General features: G+C 69.3%; 1 protein-coding gene and 1 pseudogene. One reads left to right on the top strand and one right to left on the bottom strand.

What is annotated here, in order from left to right:
* Positions 1–199 (bottom strand): annotated as a pseudogene (locus AB0G56_RS42205) (NADP-dependent oxidoreductase); the annotation flags it as partial.
* Between the two features lie 83 nt (positions 200–282).
* On the opposite strand from AB0G56_RS42205, the gene AB0G56_RS42210 reads away from it, so the two are divergent.
* Positions 283–852, top strand: a complete 570-nt coding sequence (locus AB0G56_RS42210) for a helix-turn-helix domain-containing protein (RefSeq protein WP_360981689.1) — start codon at positions 283–285, stop codon at positions 850–852.
* The last annotated feature ends 151 nt before the right edge of the window (positions 853–1,003 follow it).

A 1,003-nucleotide genomic window follows, 5' to 3' on the forward strand; every position in this document is an offset into this window, starting at 1 on the left:
TGCCGAACCCGGCCGGCAAGGTGATGCCGAACCGCGCCGCCATGTCGGGCTGTGTGGTGATCTGCCAGTCCATCGGGTTCAGCCCGGCGGCCGTGACCCGGACGCGGACCTCGTCCGGTGCGGCGTGCGGCTCGGGTATCTCCTGCAGTTCGAGCACTTCGGGACCGCCGAATCGCCGGTAACGGACAGCTTTACTCATCGGTGACCTCTCCTGGCCAGTGATGGGACTTGGTCTCATCGAGCGTACACCAGTGATGGGACGAAGTCCCGTAGACTGCTCCCATGGCTCGCTGGCAACCCGACGCACCAGGACGACTCGCCGCCGCCGCCCTCGACCTCTTCGAGGAGCACGGCTACGAGAACACGACCGTGATCGAGATCGCGGAGCGCGCGGGGCTCACCAAGAGCACGTTCTTCCGGTACTTCCCGGACAAGCGCGAGGTGCTCTTCGGCGCGGGCACGATTACCGGCCTGCTCACCGAAGGGATCGCCTCGGCGCCGTCGGCGGCGGGGCCGCTCGACGCGGTGGCGGACGCCCTTGATGCGCTCGGCCGGACGTTCTTCGCCGCCGACCGCCGCGAGTTCAGCCGCCGGCGCCAGGCCGTGCTGAACGCCAACACGGAGCTGCGCGAGCGCGAAGCCCTGAAGCGGATCGACCTCACCGCCGCGATGATCGAGGCCCTCGAACGCCGGGGGGTCCCAATCTTGACCGCGCGCGTGACCGCGCAACTGGGCACGCTCGTCTGGGAGATCGCCTACGACCAGTGGATCGACGCCACCACCGGCGAGGACTTCGGCCCACTGGCCCGCCGGGCCCTCGCCGACGTGCGCGCGACCGGAGTCGTGCGCTAGTGCTCTGACCGGGAAGGTTCGCCGGGGCGGTCGTCCGGGCGGTTGGATGCACGGCCACGTCCGCTCCGACTGCTGGGGGTGTAGTGGCTGAGCTTGTCCATGTGCGCAGGTTGACCGACCAGGAGGGGCAGAAGCTGCAGCAGATCGTGCG

Origin of the sequence: Streptomyces sp. NPDC021356, from assembly GCF_040641015.1 — a bacterium.
Taxonomy (GTDB): Bacteria; Actinomycetota; Actinomycetes; order Streptomycetales; family Streptomycetaceae; genus Streptomyces.